Annotated in this window: 23 protein-coding genes; 12 read left to right on the top strand and 11 right to left on the bottom strand. The window is 61.2% G+C overall.

Annotation, left to right across the window (positions count from 1 at the left end; translation table 11 throughout):
• Positions 1–76 precede the first annotated feature (76 nt).
• Both INT40_RS09760 and tpx read left to right on the top strand, forming a co-directional pair.
• Positions 77–2,092: a 5'-nucleotidase C-terminal domain-containing protein gene (locus INT40_RS09760; protein WP_226831071.1), complete on the top strand. Its 2,016-nt coding sequence runs from the start codon at positions 77–79 to the stop codon at positions 2,090–2,092.
• 79 nt (positions 2,093–2,171) lie between these two features.
• Positions 2,172–2,672, top strand: a complete 501-nt coding sequence (gene tpx, locus INT40_RS09765) for a thiol peroxidase (RefSeq protein WP_193070688.1) — start codon at positions 2,172–2,174, stop codon at positions 2,670–2,672.
• A 38-nt stretch (positions 2,673–2,710) separates the two neighbouring features.
• Here tpx and INT40_RS09770 read toward each other — a convergent pair whose 3' ends face one another.
• Entirely contained in the window at positions 2,711–3,427 is a 717-nt protein-coding gene (locus tag INT40_RS09770; protein WP_193070687.1) for a PIG-L deacetylase family protein, read from the bottom strand.
• A gap of 291 nt (positions 3,428–3,718) precedes the next feature.
• Between INT40_RS09770 and INT40_RS09775 the strand changes: the two genes are divergently transcribed.
• On the top strand, positions 3,719–4,210 hold the full coding sequence (locus INT40_RS09775) for a hypothetical protein (protein ID WP_226831073.1): 492 nt from the start codon (positions 3,719–3,721) through the stop codon (positions 4,208–4,210).
• On the opposite strand, the gene INT40_RS09780 is transcribed toward INT40_RS09775, so the two are convergent.
• Positions 4,180–5,418, bottom strand: a complete 1,239-nt coding sequence (locus INT40_RS09780) for an NAD(P)-binding domain-containing protein (RefSeq protein ID WP_101572617.1) — start codon at positions 5,416–5,418, stop codon at positions 4,180–4,182. The two genes, INT40_RS09775 and INT40_RS09780, sit on opposite strands and share 31 nt — an antisense overlap.
• Positions 5,419–5,496: 78 nt before the next feature.
• On the opposite strand from INT40_RS09780, the gene INT40_RS09785 reads away from it, so the two are divergent.
• A complete protein-coding gene (locus tag INT40_RS09785) occupies positions 5,497–6,996 on the top strand; it encodes a DHA2 family efflux MFS transporter permease subunit (protein ID WP_257930170.1) in 1,500 nt (499 codons plus the stop codon).
• Positions 6,997–7,036: 40 nt separating this feature from the next.
• Here INT40_RS09785 and INT40_RS09790 read toward each other — a convergent pair whose 3' ends face one another.
• The 3 genes from INT40_RS09790 to INT40_RS09800 form a co-directional block, all read right to left on the bottom strand.
• Positions 7,037–7,432: a hypothetical protein gene (locus INT40_RS09790; RefSeq protein ID WP_193096019.1), complete on the bottom strand. Its 396-nt coding sequence runs from the start codon at positions 7,430–7,432 to the stop codon at positions 7,037–7,039.
• 461 nt (positions 7,433–7,893) lie between these two features.
• The gene (locus tag INT40_RS09795) at positions 7,894–8,535 is read right to left on the bottom strand and encodes a hypothetical protein (protein WP_145997433.1); all 642 of its coding nucleotides are present in this window, start codon (positions 8,533–8,535) and stop codon (positions 7,894–7,896) included.
• 134 nt (positions 8,536–8,669) lie between these two features.
• Entirely contained in the window at positions 8,670–9,248 is a 579-nt protein-coding gene (locus INT40_RS09800) for an HhH-GPD-type base excision DNA repair protein (RefSeq protein WP_101572591.1), read from the bottom strand.
• A 55-nt stretch (positions 9,249–9,303) separates the two neighbouring features.
• Here INT40_RS09800 and INT40_RS09805 point away from each other — a divergent pair, with 55 nt between their 5' ends.
• From INT40_RS09805 to INT40_RS09830, 6 genes are all read left to right on the top strand, one after another.
• Positions 9,304–9,684, top strand: coding sequence for a YchJ family protein (locus INT40_RS09805; RefSeq protein WP_226831075.1), 381 nt, complete (start codon positions 9,304–9,306; stop codon positions 9,682–9,684).
• Between the two features lie 188 nt (positions 9,685–9,872).
• Positions 9,873–10,346, top strand: a complete 474-nt coding sequence (locus INT40_RS09810) for a DUF2087 domain-containing protein (RefSeq protein ID WP_101572587.1) — start codon at positions 9,873–9,875, stop codon at positions 10,344–10,346.
• A 59-nt stretch (positions 10,347–10,405) separates the two neighbouring features.
• Positions 10,406–10,915: a phosphoribosyltransferase gene (locus INT40_RS09815; RefSeq protein ID WP_101572585.1), complete on the top strand. Its 510-nt coding sequence runs from the start codon at positions 10,406–10,408 to the stop codon at positions 10,913–10,915.
• A gap of 10 nt (positions 10,916–10,925) precedes the next feature.
• A complete protein-coding gene (locus tag INT40_RS09820; RefSeq protein WP_226831077.1) occupies positions 10,926–12,233 on the top strand; it encodes a carboxylesterase family protein in 1,308 nt (435 codons plus the stop codon).
• Positions 12,234–12,287: 54 nt separating this feature from the next.
• Positions 12,288–13,370, top strand: coding sequence for a winged helix DNA-binding domain-containing protein (locus tag INT40_RS09825; protein WP_193070679.1), 1,083 nt, complete (start codon positions 12,288–12,290; stop codon positions 13,368–13,370).
• Between the two features lie 7 nt (positions 13,371–13,377).
• Positions 13,378–14,361, top strand: coding sequence for a diacylglycerol/lipid kinase family protein (locus INT40_RS09830; protein ID WP_180958980.1), 984 nt, complete (start codon positions 13,378–13,380; stop codon positions 14,359–14,361).
• Here INT40_RS09830 and INT40_RS09835 read toward each other — a convergent pair.
• Genes INT40_RS09835 through pdxS form a run of 3 tightly spaced genes read right to left on the bottom strand, consistent with a single transcriptional unit; the run spans position 14,358 to position 17,411 of the window.
• Complete coding sequence (locus INT40_RS09835) at positions 14,358–15,941, bottom strand: helicase HerA-like domain-containing protein (protein WP_193096020.1); 1,584 nt, start codon at positions 15,939–15,941, stop codon at positions 14,358–14,360. The two genes, INT40_RS09830 and INT40_RS09835, sit on opposite strands and share 4 nt — an antisense overlap.
• Positions 15,942–15,951: 10 nt before the next feature.
• Positions 15,952–16,533, bottom strand: coding sequence for a pyridoxal 5'-phosphate synthase glutaminase subunit PdxT (gene pdxT / locus INT40_RS09840; protein ID WP_193096021.1), 582 nt, complete (start codon positions 16,531–16,533; stop codon positions 15,952–15,954).
• Entirely contained in the window at positions 16,530–17,411 is an 882-nt protein-coding gene (gene pdxS, locus INT40_RS09845; protein WP_193096022.1) for a pyridoxal 5'-phosphate synthase lyase subunit PdxS, read from the bottom strand. Before pdxS ends, pdxT begins: the two co-directional genes overlap by 4 nt.
• Before the next feature lie 168 nt (positions 17,412–17,579).
• Here pdxS and INT40_RS09850 point away from each other — a divergent pair, with 168 nt between their 5' ends.
• On the top strand, positions 17,580–19,007 hold the full coding sequence (locus INT40_RS09850) for a PLP-dependent aminotransferase family protein (RefSeq protein ID WP_193096023.1): 1,428 nt from the start codon (positions 17,580–17,582) through the stop codon (positions 19,005–19,007).
• A 60-nt stretch (positions 19,008–19,067) separates the two neighbouring features.
• Positions 19,068–19,475 carry a hypothetical protein gene (locus INT40_RS09855; RefSeq protein ID WP_101572568.1) on the top strand — a complete coding sequence of 136 codons (408 nt, stop codon included), beginning with the start codon at positions 19,068–19,070 and terminating at the stop codon, positions 19,473–19,475.
• A 47-nt stretch (positions 19,476–19,522) separates the two neighbouring features.
• Here INT40_RS09855 and INT40_RS09860 read toward each other — a convergent pair whose 3' ends face one another.
• Genes INT40_RS09860 through INT40_RS09870 form a run of 3 tightly spaced genes read right to left on the bottom strand, consistent with a single transcriptional unit; the run spans position 19,523 to position 22,935 of the window.
• Positions 19,523–20,167 (bottom strand): 4'-phosphopantetheinyl transferase family protein, encoded by a 645-nt coding sequence (locus tag INT40_RS09860; RefSeq protein WP_193070674.1) that lies wholly within the window; start codon positions 20,165–20,167, stop codon positions 19,523–19,525.
• A gap of 3 nt (positions 20,168–20,170) precedes the next feature.
• Positions 20,171–20,659 carry a lipopolysaccharide assembly LapA domain-containing protein gene (locus INT40_RS09865; protein WP_193070673.1) on the bottom strand — a complete coding sequence of 163 codons (489 nt, stop codon included), beginning with the start codon at positions 20,657–20,659 and terminating at the stop codon, positions 20,171–20,173.
• A gap of 47 nt (positions 20,660–20,706) precedes the next feature.
• A complete protein-coding gene (locus INT40_RS09870) occupies positions 20,707–22,935 on the bottom strand; it encodes an NADP-dependent isocitrate dehydrogenase (RefSeq protein WP_193096024.1) in 2,229 nt (742 codons plus the stop codon).
• Positions 22,936–22,962 lie beyond the last annotated feature (27 nt).

A 22,962-nucleotide genomic window follows, 5' to 3' on the forward strand; every position in this document is an offset into this window, starting at 1 on the left:
TGGTCATGTTTGTGAGTGCTCCTTAAAACCTGTCTCACAAAACCATACGGCCGCAGGCACGGGTGTACTCACCCTGTTGGCGACAACCGACGTCCACGGACACGTCCTCAACTGGGACTACTTCGCCAATGCGCCCTACCCTGACGGGGAAGAGCTGGGTATGTCGCGAGCCTCCACTCTGATCAACGAAGTCAAAGAGGCCAAAGGTGAGGATTCTGTGCTCCTTGTCGACAATGGCGACACGATCCAGGGCACCCCGCTGACCTATTACTACGCGCAACAGGAACGCATCACCGAGACCGGTGAGATGCACCCGATGGCCAAGACGTACAACCACGTCGGCTACGACGCGCAGGTCGTGGGCAACCACGAATTCAACTATGGTCTCGACCTGCTCACCAAATACAAGGAACAGGTCGACTTCCCCCTCCTCGGCGCGAACATCATCAATGACGATGACGGTCAGACCCACCTTGATCCCTACACCCTGGTGAAGAAGAACGTCTCCGGGCAGGAGATCACCATCGGCGTGCTGGGCGTGACGACCCCCGGCAGTCGCATCTGGGACAAGAACAACCTCTCCGGTAAGGTCCACTTCGATGACCCGGTGGAGACTGCGAAAGAATACGTCCCGAAGATGAAAGACGCCGGTGCAGATATCGTCGTCGTCCTCTCCCACTCAGGCAAGGATCCCGAAGGCCAGTCCTGGGACCCAACGAAGCTGCAGGAGAACGTCAGCACCTCGGTCGCGAAGGTCCCCGGGGTCGACGTGCTCGTCGCCGGGCACACCCATCTGAACGAGCCCAGCCAGGTCGTGTCCCGCGAAGACGGGACGAAGGCCCTCATCACTCAGCCCAACTACTGGGCGCGGTCGGTCTCCGATGTGGATCTGCCTATCGACCTCGAGGACATGGGCATCGACTGGGGGACTGTCGACCCCGAAGCCACACCTCTGGCCACTCAGGGCGACGTCGCCGAGGATCCCGAGATCAAAGACATCATCGACTCTCAGCACAAGAAGACCGTGGACTACGTCAACACGAAGATCGGCTCCGTGACCGAGACCATGAGCGCTTCGAACTCGTACTATGAGGACACCCCGATCCTCGACTTCATTTCAAAGGTGCAGTCCGAGACGGTGGAAACCGCATTGGCTGACACGAAGTACAAGGACGTTCCCGTCATCTCGCAAGCTTCACCATTCAGTCGCACGGCCGAATTCCCCGCCGGTGACATCACCATCCGCGACGTCGCAGGACTCTACGTCTTCGACAACACCCTCGGCGGCGTCGAGATCAACGGTTCACAGCTGAAGGACTACCTCGAGTTCTCCGCTCGTTACTTCAAGCAGACGGAAGAAGGGGCAGACTTCGACCCGGTCAATGGAACCAACGCCATCGACGAAGGCCTGGATCGCCCGATTCCCGACTACAACTACGACGCGCTCTCAGGCATCGACTACGACATCAACGTATCCAAACCAGTCGGCAAGCGAATCGAGAACCTCACCGACAAAGAGGGGAAGACTGTCAGTGATGATGACACATTCATCCTCGCGATCAACAACTACCGTCAGTCCGGGGGTGGTGACTACCCGGTCGGTGACCTGAAGGAGGTCTACAACGAACAGGTCGAGGTCCGCCAGAGCCTCATCGACTGGGTCAAAGACAACAAGGTCGTCGACCCCACGGCCTTCTACGACGAGAACTGGAAGGTCGTCACGACCACGCAGGAACCCGGCGACGATGACGAGAATTCGTCGAACGCCCAGGCAGAGGCTGAAGCTGACGGGACGGCCGACGGTGGCAACGCGGGCGCCGTGGATGGCACTGACAAGGGCAACGGCGACGATGGCGCGGCTGGTGCCAAGGATGACTCCGATGCCAACGACGAGGCTGCTGCGAACGCATCGGCTGCGGCCAAGGGTTCGGACTCCTCCACCAGCAGCTCCTCCAACGGCAGCGGGGACGCGAACGCCGGCGGTGACCTGCCACGCACCGGTGCAGAACTTGCCACGACGCTCGGGATCGCGGCAGTCATCATCGCACTCGGTTCAGGATTGGTCTTCATCGCCCGCCGACGTCGGATCTGAACGACCGATTCCCGTGTCCGTCCTCTCACGTAGGGTGGTAACTGACAGCAGTGATCACGACAGAAAGTGAGAGTGAAACATGGCGAAGACAGCATTCCAGGGCACACCGGTCAAGACCGTAGGTGACCTCCCGGTAAAGGGTGCACAGGCACCAGCATTCAGCCTTGTGGGCAACGACCTCGGTGAAGTGAGCTCGGCCGACACAGCTGGTAAGCGAGTTGTGCTCAACATCTTCCCCAGCGTGGACACCGGAGTCTGTGCCGCCTCGGTGCGCAAGTTCAACGAACTCGCCGCGAGCCTGGACAACACCACAGTCCTCTGTGTGTCCAACGACCTGCCCTTTGCTCAGGCCCGCTTCTGCGGCGCGGAAGGCATCGAGAACGTTGTGGCCGCATCAGGTTTCCGCAGCGCCTTCGGCAAGGAATTCGGTATGACGATGGTCGACGGCCCCCTGGCCGGACTGTTGGCCCGCTCCGTCGTCGTCCTTGACGAAAAGGGCACCGTCATCCACAAGCAGTTGGTCGACGAGATCGGGACCGAACCGGATTACGACTCGGCGGTTGCGGCACTCGGCGCCTGAGCGCCTCGGAGCCGGTCACCGCTCAGTCGTGCCGGGTCCTACATGTCGAATACCTGCACGGGCAGCGCGTACTTCACGCCTGCCCGTGTTCCGCCTTCCGAGGTGATTCCCGGGATCATGTCCGCAGGTGCAGGATGGTCGGGCAGCGCCTCAAGATAGACGGTATGAGCCTGCAACGAGCGCACGGCTCTATCGACATGATCATCGTCGAGGGGCACGGCATGTGTGGCGTCGGCACCGTTGACCAACAGTTTGTCGGCCTTCCATGCGTTGAGACCCTCATCCTTGAGGTCGGTGAAGACCCATGGATTGTCGGCATCTCTGATCGCATCGACTGTCGCGATGCCGGCGGCACGATGGTCGACATGGTTAAGTCCCCATGGCATGTTGAGCTCCCAGTTCGTCACCATCACGGCATCAGGTTTGAATTGGCGGAGCTTCCTCGCGATCGCATGCCGCAGTTCAAGACTCGGCTCAAGAAGTCCGTCAGGGAAATCGAGGATCTCAAGGTCATCCACTCCGACGATCGTGCACGCCTGACGTTGTTCTTCTGCGCGTAGGGGAGCGACTTTCTCGGGGGCCATCTCCCGAATTCCTGCTTCACCACGAGTCAGAAGCAGATAGGACACAGGCTTTCCCTGGTCTGTCCATTTGGCCACAGCAGCGGAGGCACCGTATTCCATGTCATCGGGATGGGCGACGATGCACAGGAGTCGATTGACCTCATCGTCGTCGAAGATCGGAAGCTCAGTCATAGTCCCAGGCTAAGGCTCACACGACACATGTGCCAGAGCAGTCTTCGGATGCACTCGGTACTATGTGAGTGGCTCTGTCGACGCAGTGCCACTTCACCATTTGAAAGCAGGCCCATGTACCGGAGTCTCCTCCTGGCAAGTGTGATGGTGCTGGGTCTGTCCCTCTCCGGGTGCTCAGCCCTGCGGGTGAGCACAGCTGAAGGTGATTCGCGGCCGGTCAGCGTCGGCATCAATGACGGTTCGAAAGAAGAACCACACCAAGAGCCTGACACTTCAGTGATCCCATCTGGCATGACTGAGGTGACGGTCGATCTGGGGCCAGAATGCCCGATCAAGGTGCAGATGGCGATGGATGGACGGTGGAACGATGATCTCGCCTACGACAGTTACCAGCTCTACACTCGCGACGATGGTTCCATCATCACCGTCAACTGCTATAGAGCCGAAGGTGAGACGGCACAGAGCATCATCGACACGGCACAGGAACAGACCTTCGGAGAATCGCGATCGAGCATTCTGGAGGAGACATCCGGAACAGTCTCCGGTGGCGGCTATTGGACTGTCCACGGGTTGCTTGCCCGCCAGGAAGTCCGCGCCATCGATCAGACTGAGTCCGTGCTCTACGGAGCTATCGCCGGGATCTCCGATAACGGCCGACTCTACAAGGTCAGCGTCGAGATGGTCACCGTGGCACACAACCAGTCCGTGGCCGACCTCTTCGCACAGATGTTGCCGAGTGTCAGTTTCGCCGATCAGGTCCTGGAGCCACCAGCCCCCTCATAGGTGGGCGTGGGGTGTTCTGTCTTGCGCCTTTTGAGCAGCTCTCTGGCCGCGATCCGGCCCGCTCGTGTCGCACCGACTGTTGAACTCGCCGAACCGTACCCGACAAGGAAGATGCGTCGATCATCCTTGACCGAGACTTCGGTGTCCATGGAGATTCCGCCCTCGGGTGTGCGCAGACGTAAGGGCGCCAAATGGTTGAGAGCTGCCCGGAACCCGGTGTTCCAGAAAATGACATCGACGTCTTCGACTCGCTCATGTTCGAAGGGCTGCCAGGACTCAGGTAGCGCCAAGTGGTCGCTCGCCGAGGGCCCGAGGCCCTCCGAAGTCGTCTGTGCTTGGGTTGGTCTGCCTGGGAAATGGACCCCATGGGGCAGAATCGAATCGATCATTCCACGTGAGACGAGAACACCGGATTCGACGCCGTCTCGAAAATCCTGACGAACAGGCAGGCCCGTGGTGCGCACAACACTGGCGGGAGCAAGGCCGGCCAAGGTCCGAGAGCGCACGGCACGTTCGACCTCGATGCCCCAATTGCCGTCGAAGGCTCGCGAGGTGAAATTTGGAGGCCGGCGTGTGGCCCACAACGTCTCGGTGACTTCCGACAGCTCCAGTAGGAACTGTGTCGCGGAGATGCCGCCGCCGACGACCAAGGTCCTCAGACCACGGAAATCCTCGACGTCTCGAAAATTCGCGGTGTGCAGTTGGCGGCCCTCGAACTCGGCAATGCCGGGTACGAAAGGAACATAAGGGTGAGTCCAGGTTCCGGTCGCATTGATCAGGTATCGACTAGAGAGTTGAACACGTTCACCGTCGATGTCTGCTGTGATCTGCAGAGGGCCGGCACCAGGAGTGGGCGACTTCACCGTGACTACCTCGGCGGGGCGGACGACGCAGAGTTCTAGCTCGCGTTCGAACCGGTAGTAATAGTCGGACACCACCGCCGAGGCAGGTGTTGAGGGATCGGGTGTGCCCAGCGGGAACCCGGGCAGGTCCGCCACATGGTTCGTGGACCCCAGCGTCAGAGAATCCCACCGTTCACGCCAGGCGCCACCGGGTCCGGCCCCAGCGTCGAGGACGATGAAGTCTTTGCCTGGAACCAGGCCGTCGCGCCAAAGGTAATGGGCGGCTGAGAGCCCGGCCTGACCTGCGCCGATAATGACGATCGGCCAATGAGAGTCGACCAGCAACTCCGAAATTCGGCACACCATGATGCCATTGTTTCAGGTTCGCGGCGCCTTTGGGCCAAAGGAGTTGACGACGGCGGGGATCGGGATAAAGATTGGTCGGTGAGCAATCAGGCAGATCCTTCGACCAATCCGTGGCGTGCCCTGTGGGCGTTATGCATCGGCTTTTTCATGATTCTCGTCGACTCGACCATTGTGACTGTGGCGATGCCGGACATCATGGACTCATTAAATGCGGACATCAACGCGGTCGTATGGGTCACCTCGGCGTATCTGCTCGCATACGTCGTGCCCTTGCTGATCACGGGCCGACTGGGCGACAGATTCGGACCGAAGCGTGTGTACATGGTCGGGCTCATCATCTTCACCGCCAGCTCCTTGTGGTGCGGACTGACAACTACCGTGGGTGCACTGATCGTGGCTCGCGTTGTGCAGGGGCTCGGCGCGGCAGCGATGACGCCGCAGACCATGGCCGTGATCACTCGGATGTTCCCTTCAGACCGTCGTGGCCCCGCCATGGGAATGTGGGGTGCGGTTGCCGGTATCGCGACACTGGTCGGACCAATCGCCGGAGGACTGCTCGTTGATGGATTCGGGTGGGAGTGGATCTTCTTCGTCAACGTTCCCGTCGGAATCATTGCTTTCGTCCTGGCGTGGAGGCTTGTGCCGCGTTTGGAAACGCACGCCCACAGCTTCGACTGGCTGGGAGTCGTACTTTCCGCCTGTGGACTGTTCCTCTTGGTCTACGGCATTCAGCAGGCGCATGACGTCAAGTGGGGCCCGCTGATCGGACCTGTCACCGTTCCCTTCGTCATCGGCGGGGGAGTGCTCTTCCTCATCGCATTCGTGCTGTGGCAGAAGTACACACACGCCGAGGTGCTCGTTCCCCTATCGTTATTCAAAGATCGCAACTTCACCTTGGCGAGCATCGCAATGTTGACGGTGGGCTTCGGCATCACCGCTTTGATGTTCCCCCTGATGCTGTGGGCTCAGACTGTGCTGGGGTATTCGCCAACTCAGTCAGCGTTGCTGGTGTCCCCGATGGCGATTCTCTCCGGGGTGCTGGCACCGTTCGTGGGCAAGATGGTCGATCGGGGAAGCCCGCGTGTATTCGCCGGCATCGGTCTGGGGTCCTTCTCCATCGCACTGTTCTGGATCGGCTCGATTCTGGGCTCGGACACTTCGCCCTGGGTGCTGATGCCGCCGATCCTGCTTCTAGGTGTGGCCAACGGCTTCATGTGGGCCCCGATCAGTTCGACGGCGACCCGTAACCTTGCTCTTCATCACGCCGGTGCAGGTTCGGGTGTGTACAACACCGTGCGACAGGTTGGTGCAGTGTTCGGCAGCGCTGCGATCGCTGTGGCTATGGAGTCTCGTCTGGCGGCCAACATCGGCGATGCCAGCGGGACGTCGGGTGGCTCCGGTGCGGAGGCTGTGGCCGCTATGGCGCCGGAAGGCGGGGGATCAGGGATGCCGGAATCAATTGCCACCGGGTTTGCGCATGCGATGGGCCAGTCGCTGTGGTTGCCAGCAGGACTCATCCTGATCGGTTTCGTCGCAGTGCTGTTCTTCGAAAGACCGAAAGCCCGGGTGCTCGGCTGACCTTCTTGCTCCAAGACTCGTAGTTGATGCCGGCAGAGGTCTAAGTACAGTCGGGTCCTTGCGGATTCATATAGCAGTCCTCATCGACTAAGTAGCGGTGGAAGCGGTCAACATCCATCGAGATCTCGTTGCTTGCTACGTGTGCGAAACCGTCGATGGGCAACCACGGCCCGCCGTCCACGGAAAACTCCCCGCTGAAGGTCGCAGTCATGCCGACAGTCTTCGCGCCCGTCTTCTGGTAGTCATGTCCGATCTGTGGCTCGTCGCCTGGGCGTGGCTTCGATCCAGGCTTTGAGGTGGTCCCGCCAGTGTCGTCGCCGAAATTCCAGTAGTACTTCTCCGGAGTGACCTTCACCGTGACTGCGTACGTCAACAGGGTCATATCGATATAGCTGGTGTCCGCGTCTGTCCAGAAAGCAGCAGGTTTGCCGATCACGGCCCAGTCCTTGGGCCAGGCATGAATCGTGGGGGCGGGAATGTCAAAGGTCTGGAACTGCGACTCGGGAATATTAGTGGGCGGCTCGGGCCTCGCGGGAGCACCGCCACCGCCGGGACCAGGGGCAGGGCCGGGGCCTGGCAGGCTGGCACAGATATGTCCGACTTCCTCGAGGACGCAATCCGGCAGGTCGCCTCCGCCCCCGCCGGAACCTCCACTGCCGTTCCCGCCGCCACCGTTTCCTCCACCTGAGCCGCCGCCGTTTCCACCGCCAGAACCTCCCGAACCGCCTCCGCCGCCGGGGCCGCCTGGTGCAGGGGGAGGGGGCGGCGGTTTAATAGCATCGCATTTGCTGGTGTCACCAATGCTGCAGCCGGGCCTCGCCATGGCCGGAGCAACAACACACAAAACTAGCAACGATATTGTCAGAGTTGCGATTGCGATTTCAGACAAGCGAAGTCTTAGCACTTACGCTCCCATAGCGACTGCTTGTCAACTAGCCAGCTGTCGCGCTCGAACACAATCCGGTGCTCCATTGTCACAAGTCCGTCTGGCTTGCCAGCTCCTTGGTCACCGGCTTGGATTAATGCCCAATCATTCGTATCTACACAGAAGTGAACTACTACGTTTGGTGGATCTTGTGCCTCTGCAGGATCCGCTACTTCGAATATTTCCACAGAAAGTGGATTGATTGCGCCCTCAAAAGTTGCGTCTTTATTTTGAACAGAGTTTGCTTCGGCTTTGATCGAATCAAGCGCCTCGCCCGTGGCGTACTTTGGGAAATTGTCGATCTTGTCGAAGTCGCCTGAGTAGGCATTATTTATCGATGTAAGGAATCCCTCAAACGCAACCAACGCCCCCTCGACGGCTTCCGTCTCCTCGGCACTGAGGTCAAGATCAGTCTCATAGGCGGGGACTGTCGGCTGCGGATCAGCGGCAGGGGAGGCTTTCGACGAATCTTCGGCAGGCAACGTCGAAGTTGGTGCAGCAACGGGGGAATGGTCTTCGCATCCTGACAGCGCCAGGGGCAGCGAGAGCAATGCGGCCAATGTCATAGCTGTCGTCGTGCGCAAACAGATACGTTCGCCAAGTCCAGTTTTCATTCCACGCCTCTGTGGTCGAGAACTCCGACGCAGAAGAATGGAGAGCGCCCGGAATCTCTACATTATGCGAGAACCGTGACTTTGAGAACAGGCGCAGTTGAATCTGTGGATAACTTGCTCGTGAGTGAGCGAACCTACTTCTTGGCTGCTTTCGCGGCGGCCTTCTGCTGCTTCTTGAATGCGCGGACCTCTAACAAGGTGTCCTCATTGACCACATCGGCGATCGAGCGACGGCTGTCCTCATCACCGTAGTCACCTGCGGCCTCACGCCATCCATCAGCCTTGAAATCAAACTGTTTGCCGAGGAGGGCCAGGAAGATCTTCGCCTTCTGATCCCCGAACCCTGGCAGCTTCTTCAGACGTTTGAGGACTTCGGGGCCCGTCGGATCACCTGAGGTCCAGATTGCGGCAGTGTCGCCGTCATATTCGTCGACGATCTCTGCAGCCAGCTTCTGCACTCGGGTCGCCATCGACTTCGGGAAACGGTGGACTGCGGGCTTGATAGAGAACTTCTCCAGAAACTCATCGGGATTCATCTCAGCAATCTTGACCACATCGAGTCTGCCCAGACGCTGCGCAAGCTTCGCCGGCCCAGCGAACGCGACTTCCATCGGGACCTGCTGGTCAAGCAGCATGCCCATCAGCAGGGCAAAGGGGTCATCGGCAAGGAGGGCATCGGCTTCGGCATCGCCGGAGAGGAATACTGAACTCATGGATCCATAGTGGCATGTATCCAGTTCGCAAGCACCTCAGAGATACCATCGAGTCATGATCTGCCCCTGTTCCGGAATGCCGCCCGGCGCCGACTATGACAACTGCTGCCGTCCTGCCTTGGACGCAGAGACCTGGCCAACGACCGCTGAGGCTCTCATGCGCTCCCGCTACACCGCATTCGCCCGCGGCAACGAAAATCACCTCTTCCGTACCTGGCATGCCAAGACCCGACCGCGCGACATCGGATTGGATTCGGATACCGTCTGGCTGGGTTTGGAAATCATGGACACGACAGACGGTCTTGAAACTGATGAAACGGGAACGGTACATTTTCGGGCAACATGCAGGGACAACCTCGGCGAGCACACCCTTGAGGAGAACTCCGCATTCGTCCGTCGTGCCGGCCGCTGGGTTTACCTGGATGCCCTTGATTGACTGCCCTTCTCAAACGACGAACTATGTCTATACTGTTGGCAGCGGCGCATCCATCGCCCAGCCACGGTCGTGATCCCAGCTCACTGACTATTCGGCGAAGGGGAGAGAATCCTCGGACGAACCTGTCACGGTGATCTCCTGACCAGGTTTCGTGCTGGGGGAGACTTGGTCGCTGAGGATCACACGCCATGACCAAGCACAAAGACTTCAAACACCTCGTCCGCACTCGCATGAGCACAACGGGAGAGAATTTCACCACGGCACGCGCAGCACTGCTGGACGACCGATCCAGCGCGGACCATAACCACCGCACAACCTCCCTGGCAGATCCCCAAGCGGAAGCCTTCAGAGCCAAGACGCTGAGGACATTCATGCGCGAGGGGCACCTGGTCTCGATCCCTACGAAGCGTAAGGCCCTCGTCGTGGTCCTGTTGGAGGTCCTCACAGCTTTTGAGACCGATCGGATCTACTGTGAGAAGGACGTCAACACTCTCCTCAGCGCTTTCCATCCGGATTTCGCACGACTGCGACGGGAACTCATCGATTACAAGTACCTGGATCGCGACGCGCACACCGGCCAGTACTGGGTGAACTCGCCGGTGCCGAAACGCAGCGGGAACCTCGGTCAGGAAACGGCAGCCTTTGAGACGTTTCTGCACTGAGTCGGCGACCGCGTATCCTTGAAGCTCGGGTCAACACCGGGCAAACACAAGGAGCATCTATGGGCCAGGCATACCACGCCGATTCGACCGATCTCAACGATAAAGAGATCCTCACGTGGGATACATTCGGCACGTCGGCCAGAGAGATGGCACAGACCATCGCCGACTCCGACTATGACCCCGAAATCGTCATCGCGATCGCCCGTGGCGGCCTGCTGCCGGCCGGTGCACTGGCCTACGCACTCGGCCTTAAACTCTCGGACGCCATCAACGTCGAGTTCTACACCGATGTGCATGAGACTCTGCCCGACCCGATTCTCCTGGCCCCGATGCTCGACATCGAAGCCATCAAAGGCAAAAAGCTGCTCGTCGTCGACGACGTCGCAGACTCGGGCCGCACGCTCGCGCTTGTCCTTGAACTGCTCAAGAAGCACGGTGCCGAAGCACAGTCCGCAGTCATCTACGCAAAGTCAGCGTCGATCATCGACCCGGACTTCGTATGGAAGCGCACGGATCAGTGGATCGTGTTCCCATGGTCGGCCGAGCCTCCGGTCGTCGCCTCCAAATAGGCACGAGTCGATGATGAACGCCTGGCGGGATGTTGATGCCCCGTGTGGTCGGGTCAGAGCCTATGTCGACGGTGATGTGATCCGCGCGCGGGGCATTCGCTATGCCCGCGCGCAGCGTTTCGCTCACCCCGTCGATGAGCCGCCCGTCGCCGACATCGACGGCAGGCAACCCGGCCCCGGAAGTCCGCAGTACCGTCGGGACCCGAACGCTGGAATGACCTTCGACCAGCTCGGCGGCCTGCCCACCAGCGAAGACTGCCTGCGGGTGAGCGTGACATCTCCGGCGACCACGGGCGAAGGCGAATCAGCTCTTCCTGTGCTCGTGTGGATTCATGGCGGTGCCTACGTCGCCGGCGCCGGCGACGCGGAGATCTACGATCCGCACACCCTCGTCGAAGAACAGAACATCGTCGTCGTCTCGGTCACCTATCGCCTCGGCGTCCTGGGATTTTTGGGCACGGGTAAGCCCGAACATTCCAATCTCGGCCTCCTTGATCAGATCTCTGCGCTGCGGTGGGTCCAACACAACATCGCGGCCTTCGGGGGAGACCCCACCAATGTGACGATCGCAGGGCAGAGCGCAGGTGCCGACGCCTGCGCACACCTTATGATCGCCGGGGCGACCGATGGCCTCTTCCACCGCGTGATCCTGGCATCGGCACCACTGGGACTCGCCGGTGGCACCGAAGCGATGAACTGGGCCATGGCGAAGGTCGCAGCGAAGATCGACCCCGATGCCAGCATTGACGAGATACTTGCCGCACAGGACGAAGTGCACAAGTCGGCCTTGGTCGGCGGCCTGCACGCTGGTATGTGTTTCGGGGTCCACTACGGCGACTACCCGCTGCCGGCGAAATACGACACCGCTGCCGCCTGGTCGGAAGCCGCACGCAAATACGATGTGCTCATGACCCGCACGGAACGCGAGATCGCCTTCTTCGCCGGTTTCGTCCCAGCCTTCCGGCGGCTGCACGACCGTCACCTGACTTCCCCCATGCTTGAATCACTGATCTCAGGCATCACCTCAGCGGTCTACACTCGTGCAGCCAAAGAATTCTACGACCGACACCGTATGTCGGGCGGCCAAGGCACACGCCTCCTCATCGTCTCCCGCGGTGATGGCAGCTTCTTCGACGCCGCGCATTCCGGTGACCTTCCCCTGCTGTTCCCCGGCAAAGTCTGGCACGACAGCTTCCTCGACTACGGGGAGACGGCACAGATCGCCGGCCCAGAACTGCGCACTATCTGGGGACGCTTCGCCACCTCCGGCGCCCTGCCTCGAGTCCCAGTCCCCGGACTCATCGATATACTCGGCTGATCCACCTACGGCCAGGCTGCATGTTGCGTCAGTGCGTTGGACTATCGTGAACTCATGGACTCACACCAAGTCTCCGCCGCCCGTCTAATCGCCCAAGGGCTCATCGATTCTCCGCGATCGGAAACCGTCACGGCACTCTCTGTGGTCCGTCACCTCGGGTGCGTCCAGGCTCAGGCGCTCGGAGGTGCACTGGTCTCGATCGCGTTGCGCACAGGTACCTCGATTGCTGCTGTCCGTGCGGCGATGGACTCCGGCGCCATCGTTCGGACATGGACGCAGCGAGGCACGATCCATCTGACTGCGGCCGAGGACCTCGGATGGATTCTCAAGCTGACCGGGCAGCGGACTTTGAAATCCGTGGCGAAGCGGCGTGAGTTCTTCGGCATCGATGATGCAATGGTCGACGCCGCGGCACTACTGGCCGAAGAGGCAATCCGTGATCGTGGGCCTCTGACCCGCCAAGAACTGCTCAACGCCTTCGAACCGCTGCAGGCAGGCAAAGAATATGGGCACGAGCGCTACCTCATCACCACCCTCGCGCTGCGCAATATCATCACGCAGGGGCCGATGGTCGACGGCAAGGACGATATGAAATACGTCCTGAGCGCCGACTGGATCCCGAACCCGGTCGATCTCGACACCGAGGCGGCCCTGCATGAATGGATGCGACGCTATGTTCTCAGCCATGGACCAGTGACGATCGACGACGCCGCACGGTGGACGGGCCTGCCCAAGACACCGGTGCGCACTGCCATTGCCGCGGCCGTCGCCGATGGCGAGATCGTCGAAGACACCATCGAGGGCCGTGAACACTACCAAGCTCCCGAGCTGGAAGACCGCCTGCACGAGAGCAGGTCGGGAGCGAACAAACTCCTGTTGCTGCCCGGATTCGATGAGATCATCCTCGGCTACAAAGATCGCAGCGCCACCTTGGACCCGGAACACGAGAGAATTGTTGTTCCCGGCGGCAACGGCATGTTCAAAAATACCCTCATCGACGAAACCAAGGCCCAAGCAACGTGGAAGCGTTCACCACGCAAGACCGGTCCACGACTGATCATCGACCCCTTCGACGATGGAGCTGTCGACACTGACCGCGCCGAGGCTGTTGCTTCTACCCACCCCGCTTTCGACTGAGGCAGCGATGAAAGTGGGGATCCTCGCCAATCCGAAGCACCCACGCACCATGCGTGCCTATGCTTATCTCGTCGATTTCCTAGTTCGAGCTCGCACCACGTACTGCAGTGCAACAACGACGCGGCAGTGGCCGGGCAACAAGCAGGCTTCGCAACTGCTGGACTGGGGCGCCGATCTCATCGTCGTGCTCGGCGGCGATGGCACTCTGCGCGTGAGTGCTCCGGTGTTGGCAGCAGCGAAAGTGCCGGTGCTCATCATTCCCACCGGAACCGCAAATGTCTTGTCAAAGCATCTTGGGATTCGATCGGCGCAACATGCCATGCAGCTGGCCGAAGAGCATATTGACTCCCAGACAGTGACCCGCTGCGAAGTACCAGTGAACGAAGCAGACTGTTTCACCACCACGGCTGGTCTGCGACGCGAGCACTTTGTGTCGTTGGCAGGAATCGGGGGAGACGCAAGAGCAGTGTCCGGGCGTCCACATGTGCCGAGAGCGCTGAGATTGGGAGTCCTCGGCTATGCCTATGGCGCCAGTCGAGCACTGTTCGCTCCACTCATCAATGCGCGCATCACCGACACTCAGATCGGCGCCCCGGAGATTGCTGATCCGCGGATCGTCGGCAATCCGAACGCCGGCACGGTGGGATCAGAAGTGTGGTCGGTGATGGCGTCGAAGACGGCACGACCCGCAGGTCCGATCCCAGTGTTCGAGCACGCAAACCTGGGAGCAGAAGAATTAGAATTCCTCGCAGTGGAGCTGACCACGACGAAACCCGGCGGCCGCCTCGGAGAATGGGCGCAGATCGCTTGGGACTGTGTGAACCGCCGTCCGGCACATCATCCCGCGATGCACTACTGGCGGGGAGACCAAGTCAGCATCAGCCTTGACGCTCCGGCCCCGGTCCAGCTCGACGGCGACCTCATCGGTGACTGCCGTCGGCTGGACTTGCGGGCGGGAACGACCTCTCTGACGGTCCTGACGCCGAACTAGCGCCGGCGACGCGAGGTGCCGAAGATTCCGCGTGTGATCTCTCGGACCGCGGTGCGAGAGAACTGCTTGAACGCCGAAGACTTCACGACCTTGGAGAACATGCTGTCGTCGTCCTTCTGCTTCGCACCGGAACCTGACCGCGAGCCCGAACCAGAACGCGAACTCTGCGTCGCATCTTCCGGGAACGCAACCTTGTCCGCAGCCGCCTGCTCCTGCTTATGAGCCTCGGAGCCTGACTCCAGACGCTTCGTGAGGATCTCGCGAGCAGACTCGTTGTCGATGGCAGTGCCGTACTTCTCCTGTTGCGGGGATGCCGCCACTGCCGACTTGATCTCGTCCTCGGACATCGGCCCCATCTGCGACTCGGGCGCACGCATCCTCGTTGGGGCTACAGGAGTGGGCGCACCCTCGGGGTCCATGACCGTCACGACAGCCTCGCCGATACCCAGCGAAGTAAGCAGCTCTTCAAGATCGTAGTCAGACTTGGGGAACGTCTGCACCGTCGACTTCAGCGCCTTGGCATCATTGGGAGTATGCGCACGCAACTGGTGCTGAATGCGCGAACCCAGTTGGGCGAGCACATCTTCGGGCACGTCCTTCGGAGTCTGCGTGACAAAGAAGATGCCAACACCCTTGGAACGGATGAGGCGCACGGTCTGCGTCACGGACTGCAGGAAGGCCTTCGACCCGTCGGCGAAGAGCAGGTGGGCCTCGTCGAAGAAGAACACGAGTGAGGGTTTGTCGGCATCACCGACCTCCGGCAGATCCTGGAACAAGTCGGCCAGAAGCCACATCAGAAAGGTGGAGAACAGAGCGGGAGACTGATTGAGTTTCTGCAGCTCGAGGACCGAGATGATGCCGGCGCCATTGTCGTCAAGGCGCAGAAGATCTGCGGTGTCGAACTCGGGTTCGCCGAAGAACACATCGCCGCCCTGCGCAGAGAGCTCGGAGATCTTTCGCAGAATGACCCCGACGGTGGCCTTCGACGCCCCACCGATGTCTTCGAGATCCGCCTTGCCCTCATCCGAGGTGAGGAAGTTCAGGACCGCGCGCAGATCGGAGAGATCGAGGAGTGCGAGACCAGCAGTGTCGGCATAGTGGAAGACCAGCGACAGCACCGACTCCTGCGTGTCGTTGAGTTCGAGAACCTTCGAGAGCAGAATCGGTCCGAACGAGGTGACAGTGGCGCGCAGCGGGGTCCCCAGCCCCGAATCGCCCAACGTGTAGAATTCAGTAGGATTCGCCGAGGCATTCCACTCCTGGCCCGCGGCCTCGAGTCGTTTGCTCAGCTTGTCGGAAGCCTTTCCTGCCGCACCGACTCCAGATAGGTCGCCCTTGATGTCGGAGGCGAACACGGGAACACCGGCGCGGGAGAGCTGCTCGGCCAGGACCTGCAAGGTCACGGTCTTGCCTGTGCCGGTGGCGCCGGCCACAAGCCCGTGCCGATTGAGCATCGACAGGGGAATAGAAATGGGTGTGTCCTTGTCGGGCACATCCTCGTTCAGTGCCACCCCCAATTGCAGGGTCGGACCGTCGAAGGTGTATCCGGACTTGAGTGTGTGCAGCGTCTCATTCGTCATGGTTCAATCTTTACACGGCCGCACCGAGGCTGTGCAGGAATTCTTCGTGGATCCTCGTATCGGCCCCGAGTTCAGGGTGGAAACTGCCGCCCCAGATATTTCCCTGGCGCACCAGCACCGGCAGCTCGGCGAATGAGGCGAGCACTTCGACACGAGCACCCAAGTCCACGATCCGCGGAGCCCGGATGAATGTCGCGTCGAATTCGCTGTCGAGCCCGGTGACCTGCACAGGTGCACTGAACGAATCCCGTTGCCGGCCATAGGCATTGCGGGCAACCGTGACATCAAGACCACCGAGGCGGTCGAAGCCGTCCAGCGATTCATCCGTGAGCCGATCGGCCAGAAGAATGAGCCCCGCACAGGTTCCGAAGACCGGCAGACCAGCACCGATTCTCTCACCGAGTGCAGGAAAGAGCCCGGTGGTGGCAGCGATGCGCACCATGGCCGATGACTCGCCTCCGGGAAGGATGATCGAGTCGATGCCATCAAGGTGCTTTGGTCGTGTCACCTTGCAGGCATCGACACCCAGGGAGCCCAGGACACCGAGGTGTTCCCTGAAGGCTCCCTGGAGGCTGAGGACGCCGACTCTCACCAGCCGCGCTCTGCCAGTCGGTGGGGTGCGGGAACATCTGCGACATTGATGCCGACCATCGCATCGCCGAGCCCGCGGGAAGCCTTCGCCACGGCGATCGGATCATCGAAGTGAGTGGTCGCCTCGACGATGGCCTTGGCACGAGCCTCGGGGTTGCCGGATTTGAAGATGCCGGAGCCGACGAAGACACCATCGGCGCCCAGCTGCATCATCATCGCCGCATCCGCCGGGGTGGCGATGCCACCGGCGACGAAGGTCACGACGGGCAGTCGGCCCAGGTCGGCGACCTGCTTGATCAGGTGATACGGGGCCGAGTGCTCTTTGGCCGCGACGTAGAGCTCGTCCTCGCTCTTTGCACCCAGAGCCCTGATTTCGGAGTTGATGGTCCGCAGGTGGCGCATCGCCTCGGAGACGTCACCGGTGCCTGCTTCACCCTTCGAACGGATCATCGAGGCACCCTCCGTGATGCGACGCAGAGCCTCGCCGAGGTTGGTCGCACCGCAGACGAAAGGAACCTTGAACACGGACTTGTCGATGTGATTGACGAAGTCAGCGGGGGAGAGGACCTCGGATTCGTCGATGTAGTCCACACCGAGTGTCTCGAGGATCTGAGCCTCGACGAAATGGCCGATTCGGGCTTTGGCCATCACCGGGATCGACACGGCAGCGGTGATGCCGTCGATGAGGTCGGGGTCGCTCATCCGGGCCACTCCACCCTGAGCGCGGATGTCGGCGGGCACGCGTTCGAGTGCCATGACCGCCGAGGCTCCGGCCGCCTCTGCGATGCGCGCCTGCTCTTCGTTGACGACGTCCATGATGACGCCGCCCTTGAGCATCTGGGCCAGGCCGGTGTTGAGCAAGGTCTGTGTCTGTGTCATTGTCGTGCATTCCGTTCGTGGTGAGCTCGATGTGAGCGAGCGTGGCGTGCCCGATGGGCCGGGCGAATTGATCGGTGAGAACGGCCGTTCACCACAAGAGTAGATCCATCCGTGGCTCAACAGGAGTGCCAGAAAACATGAAAAGTTTTAGGCCAGTATGATCAGAGCATGCTTCCAGTTCAGCCGACGCGTCCCCCCGCCCTCCAGTCGGAAACGCTCCTGCCTCGAGCCGATGGGATTGCGCTGCCCATCGATATCGACCGGGGCGCGTCGACACCGCTGCCGGACCAGCTGGTGGCCGAGATCAGGCGGCTCATCGCCGCCGGAGCGATTCGTCCCGGCGAACCCGTCCCCGCCAGCAGGCGTCTGGCCGCCTACCTCGAAGTCTCCCGTGGGACCGTGGAAACCGCGTACGCCCAGCTCGTCGTCGAAGGGTTCCTCATCACGGCGGAACGCTCCGCGACACGAGTGAACCCGGAGCTGCCGAGCACGCCGCGCACACGGAACCCACGGATGCGTCCAGCTCAGGTCCCGCGACGCAGGCTGCGCAGCTTCGTCGACCTGCGTCCGGGCTTCGGCGGCGACAACCCACTGCAGGAGCCCGCATTCCGCAGAGCGTGGCGTGATTCGCTCGACATCGATCCTGGCCCGATCGATCCGCTGGGCCAGCCGCAGACCAGATGGGCGATCGCCGATCACTTGCGCCTGACGCGGGGGATGAGCGTGGACCCGGATGACATCATCCTCACCAGCGGGTCCCGTGACGGTCTGCGGCTGCTCTTCACAACGGGTGTCGAGGGTGCGATCGGTGTCGAGAACCCTGGATTTCCGGGTCTGCGTCAGGCCATGTCCGACCGCGTTCTCCAGGCCATCGACACGACACACTTACCCGATGGCACCCCTGATGGTCTGGGCGCGGTCGTTGTCACCCCCAATCACCAGTTCCCGCACGGAACCACCATGCCCATCGACCGGCGGGTCAGACTTCTGGAATGGGCACAGTCGACCGGCGTCATCATCATCGAAGACGACTACGACAGTGAAGCCCGCTACACCCGTACCGTGGTGCCCACCCTCTACGATCTCGCGGTGTCCACGGACGCTTCGGCCCAGGTGGTCCACCTAGGTACCTTCTCGACTTTGCTGACCTCGGCCGTGTCCACCGGGTACGTCATCGCCCATGGGGACCTCGGGCACCGATTGAGCAGTATGCGTACCGCTCTGGGCCCGGCCTTCTCACCGGTCATGCAGACGGCGATTGCGTCCTATCTCAGTTCGGGAGGATTGCGGCGGCGCATCTCGCGTGGTCGGCGCAGGCTCAGAGCCGCCGAGGCGGTCCTGGCTCAGATCGGACCGATCCCTGGCCTCGTCCACGAAGGTCGAACCCTCGTCATCGAAACTACGGCGGCCACCGCTGCACAACTGCGCAGCGACTTGGCAGAGCGAGGGATCCTGGTGGCCTCGCTGGCTGCCGGTTGGAGTGCCGAGACCGAGGTCAGACACGGTATTGTCGTCGCCCACTCGAATGTTGAAGGCGCCGTGCTCCATCAGGCCCTGGAGACGGTGCAGTCGCTGCTGGACGAGGTTGGCCAGTGATGATCCGGGGCGAGGCCGACCAGTGACGATCCGACAGGGGCAGTTGAGTAGGATCGGAGCATGATGAAATTCGGGTTCGTCGCCGATGGCGTCTTCAAATTCCTGGTGGCGTTTGCCATCATCGCGTTTCTGCCCGCGTTCGAAGGCTTCTTCGACTCGCCGCGGTGGCTGGTGATCGCCGCTGCAGTGCTGCTCTTCCTCAGCGGCGCCACGGAGATCTCCTATGGCGCCCGCAGGGGCGAGAAGAGCTACGTGAAGTACTTGGCGATCTTCGACTCGCTCTGGGTGGTCTCAACCATCATCGCGGTGATCTTTGCCCTCATCGACAACCCCGCGGCAGGCTTCATCTGGTTCGGATTCATCGGGCTCGGCTCGCTGGCCATCGCCATCGTATTCACTACCGGGGCAAATGGTCCCGACTTCGGTGAGGACGAGAGTTCTGACGAGTCTTCAGCATCGAGCGACTGAACACACCTGGCGACTGAACACATTGAGTCCTTGACCGGGACTGATTCTCACCGGTTGAACGCGATGGCGGCGTGATAGCCCTCGGGCAGTCCCGACTCCAGATCGAAGATTTCGATGTCCGGGTGCGGGGAGCCTGGTGAGGCGGCCGCTCCGATGTAGTCCATGCCGGGGTCGCGTGCCAGACCCGTGCTCAGTGCTTTGAGGAAGGCTTCCTTCCGGGCCCACACACGCACGAAATCTGTGGCCAGATCAGAGGTGGCGACCTGCTCGAGTTCGGCTTGCTCCTTCGGGTGCAGCAATGCCATAGCCTCGGCGGCCACAGCGTGTTCAGGCACAGCTTCGAGGTCGACCCCGATGGGATCGTCGGCGACAGCTACGAGGACCAATCGTCTGGCTCGGGTGACGGAGAACTCGCATTCCTCGACTCGCGGTTTGCCGGCCGAATCGAGACGGATTTCGATCTCGGCCGGATCACAGTTCAGGTGTGTGCCGAGGACGTGACGCAGGATGACCCGACCAGCAGCCCAGGTGGCCGCAGCATCGGGTTCGAATTCCGTCGCGTAGTTCATCTCCTGCTTCGTCAGCGAGGAGAGATCGATGCGCGCCCATTCTGCCTCCGCCTCAGTATCGGCGAGGACGATGGTGGAATCGAGCTGGGTGGGCAGAAGTGTGAAGCCGGGGTGAGACTGCATGTATCAGCGGCCCAGAGCCTTTGAGATCTTCTTCAGTTTGCGGTTGAGCACGAAGATGCGCACGGATCCGATGATGCCGGCGATGAAGATGCCGCCGATTGCGGCGAAGAGCATGGCAACGCCCAAGGGCAGCTGGAACTGCCAGCCGAAGTACTGGAAGTCGGCGGGCACATTGTTCTGCAGAATGAAGATGAGCAGGAGCACGACGATGACGGCTCCGAGGATGAGGGAGACCCACATCCCTGCGGACATGCCCGAACCGCCTTTGAGCTGTGCAAGATCGGCGTTCTTGCCTGCCGGAGTCGGTTCCTGACGCTGGGCCGGATCGCTCTGCTGCGCCGGTTCGATTCGCTGTGTCGGATCAACCTGCTGAGTTGGTGCGACCTCGCGGGTGTTCCCGGTCTCTGGATCCTCGTCGCCGAGCACGGACTGCGTCTCGGCCAGCAGCTCTTCGGGCGTTTGGGATTCGCCACGTGGGTCTTGAGTACTCATGCGCCCATCATAGTCGCAGATAGGCGCATGAGTGATGTGTATGTGCCTCAGACGTTGGCGCTCAGCGAGGCGATGATCTCATTGAGCGTTGCCGAGGGGCGCATGGCTGCGTCGAGCTTGTCTTCTTCTGGGTAGTAGTAGCCACCCAGATCGACGGGGCCGCCCTGGACCTCGAGGAGTTCGGCCGAGATCTTGTCGGCGTTGGCTTCGAGGGCTTCGGCAACAGGTTTGATGGCCTCGGCCAGTGGTTCATCCGTGGTCTGCTGGGCCAGGTTCTGCGCCCAGTAGAGAGTGAGGAAGAAGTGGCTGCCACGGTTGTCGATCTCGCCGACCTTGCGTGAAGGCGATTTGTTCTCTTCGAGGAACTTGCCGGTCGCCGCATCGAGGGTGTCGCCAAGAACACCGGCACGGGCGTTGCCGTGGACGTTGAACTCGTGGCGGAAGGATTCGGCCAAAGCGAGGAACTCACCGAGGGAATCCCAACGGAGGTGGTTCTCTTCGACCAGCTGCTGGACGTGTTTCGGGGCCGAACCGCCGGCACCGGTCTCGAACAGTCCGCCGCCGGCGATGAGGGGTACTACGGAGAGCATCTTCGCCGAGGTGCCCAGTTCCAGGATCGGGAACAGGTCGGTGTTGTAGTCGCGCAGGACGTTGCCGGTCACCGAGATGGTGTCCTTGCCCTCACGCATGCGATCGATCGAGAACTGAGTCGCCTCGACCGGATTCATGATGCGGATGTCGAGACCTTCGGTGTCATGGTCACCGAGGTAGGCTTCGACCTTCGCCCGCAGGTTGCGGTCATGGGCGCGGGTCTCATCGAGCCAGAACACGGCCGGGGTCTCGGACAGGCGGGCGCGGGTGACGGCCAGCTTGACCCAGTCACGGACCGGGATGTCCTTGGTCTGACAGGCACGCCAGATGTCACCTGCGGCAACCTTGTGCGACAAGATGACTTCGCCAGCGGAGTTGACAACCTCGACGACGCCGTCCTGGGCGATCTCGAAGGTCTTATCGTGGCTGCCGTACTCCTCGGCCTTCTGGGCCATGAGGCCGACGTTGGGAACGGTGCCCATCGTCGTCGGATCGTAGGCACCCTTGGCGCGGCAGTCCTCGATCACGGCCTGGTACACACCGGCGTACGAGGAATCAGGGATGACGGCCAGCGCGTCCTGGGTCGCGTCATCCTTATTCCACATCTTGCCGCCCACGCGGATCATTGCGGGCATCGAAGCATCGACGATGACATCGGAGGGCACGTGCAAGTTGGTGATTCCCTTATCGGAGTTCACCATCGCCAGGGAAGGCCCCTCGGCCAAGCCCTTATCGATGCCGGCCTTGACGCCTTCAGCGACATCGGCTGGAAGGGTGTCGAGCCCGCCGAGGATGGCGGCCAGGCCATTATCGGAGGTCAGTCCCGCCTCGGCGAGGGCAACACCGTATTCGGCGAAGACCTCGGGGAAGAATGCCTCGATGACGTGACCGAAGAGAATCGGGTCGGAGACCTTCATCATGGTGGCCTTGAGGTGCACGGAGAAGAGGACGCCCTCCTCCTTGGCACGTGCGATCTGATCCTTGAGGAACTTGTGGAGCTCGGCCACATCCATCTTGGTGGCGTCGATGACCTCATCGGCAAGGACCGGCAGCGATTCCTTGAGCACAACGGTCTCGCCTTCGGCGGGACGCAGGCGGATCTGCAGGGTGTCATCGGCAGGGATGACAACGGACTTCTCATTGTCACGGAAGTCACCCGAGGCCATGGTGACGACGTTGGTCTTGGAATCAGAGGACCATTCGCCCATTGAGTGCGGGTGGGCCTTGGCGAAGTTCTTCACGGCCTGCGGGGCACGGCGGTCGGAGTTGCCCTCACGCAGGACAGGGTTGACGGCTGAACCCTTGACCTTGTCGTAGCGAGTCTTAGCATCGCGCTCTTCATCGGTCGATGGCTCGTCCGGGTAGGCGGGCAGGTCGTAGCCCTGCGACTGGAGCTCGGCGATGGTGGCCTTGAGCTGGGGGACCGAAGCCGAGATGTTGGGCAGCTTGATGATGTTGGCTTCAGGGGTTTTGGCCAGATCGCCCAGTTCCGCCAGAGAATCTGCGACCTGCTGGTTCTCAGGGAGGAGATCGGTGAACTGCGCCAGCACACGCGCGGCGAGGGAGATGTCGCGGGTCTCCACGTCGACACCCGCCGAGGTGGCGAATGCTTCGATGATCGGCTTGAGCGAGTACGTCGCCAGAAGAGGCGCTTCATCGGTGCGCGTATAAATGATTTTGGCCATGGTGATGGACTACTCCACATCGTCTCG

Origin of the sequence: Brevibacterium sp. FME17 (genome assembly GCF_014897515.1) — a bacterium.
Classification (GTDB): Bacteria; Actinomycetota; Actinomycetes; order Actinomycetales; family Brevibacteriaceae; genus Brevibacterium.

What these genes read in the sequence shown, in the direction of transcription:
- tpx (WP_193070688.1), top strand. Translation starts at nt 2,172, where the DNA reads ATGGCGAAGACAGCATTCCAGGGCACACCGGTCAAGACCGTAGGTGAC.
- INT40_RS09770 (WP_193070687.1), bottom strand. Translation starts at nt 3,427, where the DNA reads ATGACTGAGCTTCCGATCTTCGACGACGATGAGGTCAATCGACTCCTG.
- INT40_RS09775 (WP_226831073.1), top strand. Translation starts at nt 3,719, where the DNA reads ATGACTGAGGTGACGGTCGATCTGGGGCCAGAATGCCCGATCAAGGTG.
- INT40_RS09780 (WP_101572617.1), bottom strand. Translation starts at nt 5,418, where the DNA reads ATGGTGTGCCGAATTTCGGAGTTGCTGGTCGACTCTCATTGGCCGATC.
- INT40_RS09795 (WP_145997433.1), bottom strand. Translation starts at nt 8,535, where the DNA reads ATGAAAACTGGACTTGGCGAACGTATCTGTTTGCGCACGACGACAGCT.
- INT40_RS09800 (WP_101572591.1), bottom strand. Translation starts at nt 9,248, where the DNA reads ATGAGTTCAGTATTCCTCTCCGGCGATGCCGAAGCCGATGCCCTCCTT.
- INT40_RS09805 (WP_226831075.1), top strand. Translation starts at nt 9,304, where the DNA reads ATGATCTGCCCCTGTTCCGGAATGCCGCCCGGCGCCGACTATGACAAC.
- INT40_RS09810 (WP_101572587.1), top strand. Translation starts at nt 9,873, where the DNA reads ATGACCAAGCACAAAGACTTCAAACACCTCGTCCGCACTCGCATGAGC.
- INT40_RS09815 (WP_101572585.1), top strand. Translation starts at nt 10,406, where the DNA reads ATGGGCCAGGCATACCACGCCGATTCGACCGATCTCAACGATAAAGAG.
- INT40_RS09820 (WP_226831077.1), top strand. Translation starts at nt 10,926, where the DNA reads ATGATGAACGCCTGGCGGGATGTTGATGCCCCGTGTGGTCGGGTCAGA.
- INT40_RS09825 (WP_193070679.1), top strand. Translation starts at nt 12,288, where the DNA reads ATGGACTCACACCAAGTCTCCGCCGCCCGTCTAATCGCCCAAGGGCTC.
- INT40_RS09830 (WP_180958980.1), top strand. Translation starts at nt 13,378, where the DNA reads ATGAAAGTGGGGATCCTCGCCAATCCGAAGCACCCACGCACCATGCGT.
- INT40_RS09835 (WP_193096020.1), bottom strand. Translation starts at nt 15,941, where the DNA reads ATGACGAATGAGACGCTGCACACACTCAAGTCCGGATACACCTTCGAC.
- pdxS (WP_193096022.1), bottom strand. Translation starts at nt 17,411, where the DNA reads ATGACACAGACACAGACCTTGCTCAACACCGGCCTGGCCCAGATGCTC.
- INT40_RS09850 (WP_193096023.1), top strand. Translation starts at nt 17,580, where the DNA reads ATGCTTCCAGTTCAGCCGACGCGTCCCCCCGCCCTCCAGTCGGAAACG.
- INT40_RS09855 (WP_101572568.1), top strand. Translation starts at nt 19,068, where the DNA reads ATGATGAAATTCGGGTTCGTCGCCGATGGCGTCTTCAAATTCCTGGTG.
- INT40_RS09860 (WP_193070674.1), bottom strand. Translation starts at nt 20,167, where the DNA reads ATGCAGTCTCACCCCGGCTTCACACTTCTGCCCACCCAGCTCGATTCC.
- INT40_RS09865 (WP_193070673.1), bottom strand. Translation starts at nt 20,659, where the DNA reads ATGAGTACTCAAGACCCACGTGGCGAATCCCAAACGCCCGAAGAGCTG.
- INT40_RS09870 (WP_193096024.1), bottom strand. Translation starts at nt 22,935, where the DNA reads ATGGCCAAAATCATTTATACGCGCACCGATGAAGCGCCTCTTCTGGCG.